Below are 6,137 nucleotides of genomic sequence, written 5' to 3'. Positions count from 1 at the left end.
GTTTAGTCTAAATTATTATACTATAAAAGATATCAAGAAATTTGCGTATTTGAATACTAATTAAGAAAAAAATATAATGTATTCGGAAATAATTGGCAGATATTCTTTACAATTGAGAAAAACGAGAAAATGTTCACATGGTTAATACGTAATCATTTTCATCAAGTTTGAAAAATTACTGGAAACAAGAACCGTTGGAGCCTGACATCATTCACAACCCTGAGGCGCGTTTGTCCTTTGCTAGATTGATGCTTTTTCTCAATGCAAAGCGTTCTTTCCGGTCTTTTAAATTAGGATCTTGCGGGAAACTTAGCCGCCCTCCGTCCGGCGACTTCAAAAACGAAATTAAAGCCCTGTTTTAATTGATATTTTTAGACATCTTCACTCTTGAGCTCCTCGGAGAAATCGCTTTCTCCTGTCTCGCTATTTGCATTGGAAAAGGATTGGCTATTGAGCCGGCTAGAAACTGGAGGTTGAGCTCTGTTACCCACCCACCTCGCCAAGAAGCACTGGTAGATCCAAGTCGGGACGCTAAGGGAAGCCAGTCGGTTTGAAGATGTTGTCAAGCGCACTTGAACTCAATGCCGGAAGCTCTTCCAAGTGACCAGAGAACGGAAGACAGACGCAAACGCCCTGATCACCTATCGGCAGCACAGTAAGGACTTTTGAACTGATCGCGACAAAATAGCATCGCAGGTCGCAGTGTTCATCTCGGCAGCAAACAGCAAGAATGCGTTTGTCATCCAGAGCGCCGACGCTTTCGCAGACAAAACTCAAGTTACTTTGACATCGCCAAGTTGATGCTATGTCAAAGTTCAGAATCCTGTTTGGTGCGGACGGCGGGACTTGAACCCGCATGGCCTAGGGCCGACAGATTTTAAGTCTGTTGTGTATACCAATTCCACCACGCCCGCTCTTCCCCCTCACCTAACGACCTTCTTTGAAAATCGCAAGCGAGCGCGAACAGAATTCCTGCGCGGAGATGACCGTATCCCCGCAAGGTTGATTTTACGTGATCAAAAACTGGAAATTGCCCGCTCGGGACTGTATGTGAACAGATACAAAACCTATTGCAATAAGCGCCGGAAGGCCGGGTCGGCACGAACCCAGCGCGAGACAATCAAAAAGACGGACAGTCCATGGTCAGCTACATTGATGCCGCAGAAGCACCTTTGAAAAATACAGGTCAAGTGCGTCTTTACGGACTAGAGGATTTCGAGGGAATGATGCGCGCCGGACAACTGACGGCGACTTGTCTCGACGCGCTTGCCGACATTGTGAAGCCGGGTGTGACAACCCAGGCAATCGACGACTTCGTGTATCAGTTCGGCATGGACAACGACGCCATTCCGGCAACGCTGAATTATCGCGGATACACCAAATCCAGCTGTACATCGATCAATCACGTTGTCTGCCACGGCATTCCCAACAACAAGGCCTTGCGCGAAGGCGACATCGTCAATATCGACGTGACCCTGATCCTGGACGGGTGGCACGGCGATTCCAGCCGCATGTATCCGGTCGGTCAGTTGAAGCGCGCATCCGAGCGGCTGATCGACGTGACGTATGAATCGTTGATGCGCGGTATCGAGGCCGCCAAACCCGGCAACACAACAGGGGATATCGGCGCTGCAATCCAGACCTATGTGGAAGCCCAGCGTTGCTCGGTCGTCCGGGACTTTTGCGGGCACGGCCTCGGGCTGCTTTTCCACGACACGCCAAACATCCTGCACTACGGTCGCCCAGGTGAAGGCGTGGAACTGAAGCCGGGCATGATTTTCACAATCGAGCCAATGGTCAATCTCGGCCGGCCTCATGTGAAGGTCTTGAGCGATGGATGGACGGCTGTGACGCGTGACCGTTCGCTGTCGGCACAATTCGAGCACTCGATCGGCATAACGCCGGATGGCTGCCAGATTTTCACGACATCACCCAAGGGTCTTCACAAACCCGGTCGCCCGGCGGCTTAAGATCGCAATGAACGAAGCCAAGTCCGGCAGCGCAACCGCCAGCCACAAAGGCCATCGCCAACGATTGCGCGACCGGTTTCGAAAGACTGGCGAGCAAGGTCTTGCCGACTATGAGCTTCTTGAATTCCTATTGTTCTCCGCGCTACCCCGTCAGGACACCAAGCCAATTGCCAAGGCACTGCTGCAACGGTTCGGGTCGTTTTCGGCCACACTTGCCGCGCCACGGGAGCGGCTCAAGGAGATCAATGGTCTTTCCGATGTCAGCGTAGACACATTGAAAGCCGTTCATGCAGCTATTGTGCGCTACCACAAGGCAGAGCTGGACGAGCGGCGCTTGTTGGATTCATGGTCGAAAGTGATCGACTATCTGCAAGTGTCCATGGAACACTCAACGGTAGAAGAATTCCGAGTTCTGTTCCTCGACAAGAAAAACGGCCTTATTGCCGATGAGGTCCAGCAGACCGGTACCGTCGACCACACCCCGGTTTATCCGCGTGAAGTGATCCGTCGGGCTCTTGAACACTCCGCAACGGCCCTCATTCTCGTTCACAATCACCCTTCAGGCGATCCGACCCCTTCCCGTGCAGACATCCAGATGACCCAAAAAATCATCGATATCGCAAAACCGCTTGGCGTCGAAGTTCACGATCACATCATTGTTGGCCTGAGAAAAAATGTCAGTATGCGCGGGCTGCAATTGATCTGATTTGCGCCGACAAGATGCATAAACGCGGTTACGCCGGATCACTGCCGGCAACTATCACCAAGCGTTATTTCCGTCACTACTTGGCTAAGCATCCGTATTTACGCGTTTTTTACCAAGTCATAAGGGACTTTCCTTAACCTGATTTGGCAATACTCAGCCTGAAACAACCGGGCCCTTGTATGCAAAACTCGACCAAAAATTCTGGCGGACGCATTGCCAACGCGATCATCGTACCGATGGTCGCGGTGGTCTTGACATCCGTTCTTGGGATTTTCGGGCTGATGCACTGGTCCGCGAGGTTGTCGGACCGGACAGCCGAACAATCTCAGGAGCGGCTGATAAACGGCGCGCTCGAGCTGACCAGAAACTACCTTATCAAACAACAGACCGGTGTCGTCATCTGGGACGACGCTTATCACGAGGTCAACCAGGATGACCCGGACGAGAGCTGGATCTTCAACAATGTGATGCACTGGCTGTTCCAGAACCACCGCTTCACAAAGGGTGTCCTGATCAACCGGGACTTCGAAGTTCAGCAGATCTACGCCCAGAACTACACCAGCAAGTGGATGACCCCGGAAGTCTTGCACAGCCTGAAGCCGTCCATTGCCAAGGTGCGTGCGAGATACATTACTTCTTTTCGCAAAACACCCTCCGGCCTTTTCAGTTTTGTACCCAAGAGCAGCGATGCCAGGCGATCGATTGCCGAAACCGGCATTGTCTCGCTTCAGGGTGAGCCGCATCTGTTCAGCGCCGCAGCTGTCATGCAACAGATCCAATCGATCTCGCCGATGCGCAGACCGCCTTCGGTTCTGGTCAGCCTTGTTCCCCTGCGCGGTGAAAAACTCAAGGGCATTGCGGAGATGTCCAGGCTGGACGGCTTCGTCCTGGCCAATATTCAGGCCCCTCGCCCGGGTGTCGGCCAATATTTGCTGAGATCGCCTCGCGGTGACGATGTTGGTGTCCTTGCCTGGCAGTCAGCTCAGCCAGGTACGCAGATGATGCGCCGGATCAACCCTTTCCTGGCGCTGGCTGCATTCATGATCGCGGCTGTGGTGATAGCGGTCACCATGTTTACCCGGCAGATGACAAAGCGCCTTGCAAGAAGCGAGGCTAACGCAGTTCACACCTCGCGTCACGATGCCCTTTCCGGCTTGCCGAACCGTGCCAGATTTCACGCTCTGCTGTCTGACATCCTCGAGGAAAGTATCCTGAACGGCTCAAATACAGCTGTTGTCTATATCGACCTTGACCACTTCAAGGACATCAACGACACGCTTGGCCATTCGGCCGGCGACAAGGTCATCATGGCCGTTGCCAAGCGCCTCCGCCATGTCATTCCCGAAAGTGGGATCGTTGCACGTATCAGCGGCGACGAATTCGCGATGGTTCTCAAGGATTGTGAAAGCGAAGAATGGCTGGAATACATTCTTGATCAGGTCCATGACGAGATTGGACGCCCGATCATGATCGGACGCCGCGAGATATTCGCCAGCATGTCGATGGGGGCCGCCATTGCCCCTCGTGACGGAAACGACCCGGACGAACTGCTGCGCAAGGCTGATATCGCGCTTTATGACGCCAAAGAAAACGGCCGCAGCCGCCGCTCGTTCTTTGAACCCTCTATGGAACAACAGGTGCAGTCAAAGGACGAAATGTCCCGCGAGCTGCGCCTTGCCCTGAAGAACGACAAGCTTGACCTTGCCTACCAGCCTCAGTCGGACACGACCGCGAAGCGCATTGTTTCTGTCGAAGCGCTCGCGCGCTGGACAAGGGAAGATGGAACAGTCGTTTCGCCAGCACAGTTTATCCCTGTTGCCGAAGAGACCGGTCTGATCAATGACCTGGGGATCTGGGTTCTGAACAAGGCCTGCGCCAAGGCGCATGACTGGCCGGGGATCGTTGTGTCAGTCAACGTCTCACCAAACCAGTTCAAGCATCCGCGCTTCGTTGAAAAGGTCATGGCGATCCTGGCAGCCAACAATCTGCCTCCGCAGCGCCTTGAGATCGAAGTGACCGAAACGGTTTTCGCCGGCCGAAACGATAGCGTTTTGAAGGCTTTGCGCCGCCTCAAAAACCTCGGCGTCAAAGTTGCGCTCGACGATTTCGGGTCGGGCTATTCAAGCTTGAGTTATCTTCGCCGGTTCCCGTTCGACACCCTGAAAATCGACAGGGACTTTGTTTCCGACATGAACGGCAATGCGGAAGCCGAGGCTATTCTCGTCTCGATCATTCAGCTTGGCAAAGCGCTTGGCATGACAATCGTCGCCGAGGGTATTGAAACGGCGCAGCAGATCCGTTTTCTCCAGGATCACGACTGCCACAGAATGCAGGGCTATTTCATTTCGCGGCCGCTTTCGGGTGCCGCTCTGTCAAAATTCCTGGAAGACTTTCAGGGAACTGACAGCAACGACTATCTCAATTACCAGCCCAGGGCCTTGGGCAGCTAACGTCCTGGATTACAGCTCAAGTTGAGACGTTCCTTGATCTCAGACGACAAGATCCAAAAGCTCAAGAAAGGAGCGGTTTCAGCTCTCGAGAGCAGATCTTGACCTATGGTTCGTGTCAGGAGTGCCACGCCGGACTGACCAAATTCAGTGCGAACCATGTCTTGAAACCACGCCTGGTGTTGACGTCTGCGACGCTGATTTAGCCGCTCTTCGCTCTCAAGGTGCTGTCTATGCAGCCCCATCTGGTTCACCAGCTCTGCAATTCCCTCGCCCGTTTGGGCCGAAACCTGTTGCACGGGAGCTTGCCAGCCTTCGCTGCCAATACTGCTTAAAGAGAGTGCGCCGGCAACGTCCGAGGCCGCCCGCCGTGCCAATGGCCCCATGTCTGACTTGGTTACCGCCACCACATCGGGGAGTTCCATGATACCCGCTTTCATGAATTGCAGGCTGTCGCCGGAACCAGGCTGAATGCAAAGAACAACCGTGTCGGCGGCCTGTTTCAGATCGCCCTCGGATTGGCCGATACCAACGGTTTCAACAATTACCCTGTCGCAGACGGCCCTTAGCAGGGCAATGGCCGCAACCGAGTGATCCGACAAGCCGCCTAGCCTGTCTCTCGCAGCCATGGAGCGGACAAAAACCTTGTCATCTTCAGGATCGGTCTTCAGTCGGGTTCTGTCACCCAAGAGGGCACCGCCCGTTAAAATCGAGGACGGATCAATGGCGAGTACGGCAACGCGCAGACCCTCCTGACGAAAGGATTTGATCAAAACATCTGTAAGGCTCGATTTTCCAACACCAGGTGGGCCTGTAAGGCCGATAACCTGTGCCTGGGGTTCTGAACAGACGCTGTCCAGGAAAACTGCGGTTTCCCGTGCGCCTGCACCGGTTTCAACGCGTGTCAGCATCCGCGCAAGAGTGCGTTTGCCACCCTTGCGCAGCTGATCCAACGAGGGGAACGGCTCACTCACCTTTTCCTCGCCATGTTTCTTGCAAGCGGGACAGTCGCAT

4 protein-coding genes and 1 tRNA gene are annotated in these 6,137 nt (G+C 53.9%); 3 read left to right on the top strand and 2 right to left on the bottom strand.

Going from position 1 to position 6,137, the window contains the following annotated elements:
- Positions 1-828: 828 nt before the first annotated feature.
- A tRNA-Leu gene (locus tag K1718_RS12765) sits at positions 829-914 on the bottom strand.
- Positions 915-1,139: 225 nt separating this feature from the next.
- On the opposite strand from K1718_RS12765, the gene map reads away from it, so the two are divergent.
- From map to K1718_RS12750, 3 genes are all read left to right on the top strand, one after another.
- Entirely contained in the window at positions 1,140-1,970 is an 831-nt protein-coding gene (gene map / locus K1718_RS12760) for a type I methionyl aminopeptidase (RefSeq protein ID WP_265684663.1), read from the top strand.
- Positions 1,971-1,977: 7 nt separating this feature from the next.
- Positions 1,978-2,676, top strand: a complete 699-nt coding sequence (gene radC / locus K1718_RS12755; RefSeq protein WP_265684662.1) for a RadC family protein — start codon at positions 1,978-1,980, stop codon at positions 2,674-2,676.
- 179 nt (positions 2,677-2,855) lie between these two features.
- Positions 2,856-5,126, top strand: coding sequence for a bifunctional diguanylate cyclase/phosphodiesterase (locus tag K1718_RS12750; protein ID WP_265684661.1), 2,271 nt, complete (start codon positions 2,856-2,858; stop codon positions 5,124-5,126).
- Here the strand turns inward: K1718_RS12750 and meaB are convergent.
- Complete coding sequence (gene meaB / locus K1718_RS12745; protein ID WP_265684660.1) at positions 5,123-6,097, bottom strand: methylmalonyl Co-A mutase-associated GTPase MeaB; 975 nt, start codon at positions 6,095-6,097, stop codon at positions 5,123-5,125. The two genes, K1718_RS12750 and meaB, sit on opposite strands and share 4 nt — an antisense overlap.
- Between the last annotated feature and the right edge of the window lie 40 nt (positions 6,098-6,137).

The sequence above is a fragment of the Roseibium porphyridii genome (assembly GCF_026191725.2).
Taxonomy (GTDB): Bacteria; Pseudomonadota; Alphaproteobacteria; order Rhizobiales; family Stappiaceae; genus Roseibium; species Roseibium porphyridii.
This window is presented reverse-complemented; position numbering and strand designations above follow the sequence as displayed.

Bases quoted from the DNA above. Each gene is read 5' to 3' on its own strand.
- K1718_RS12750 (WP_265684661.1), top strand. From the start codon at position 2,856: ATGCAAAACTCGACCAAAAATTCTGGCGGACGCATTGCCAACGCGATC.
- map (WP_265684663.1), top strand. From the start codon at position 1,140: ATGGTCAGCTACATTGATGCCGCAGAAGCACCTTTGAAAAATACAGGT.
- radC (WP_265684662.1), top strand. From the start codon at position 1,978: ATGAACGAAGCCAAGTCCGGCAGCGCAACCGCCAGCCACAAAGGCCAT.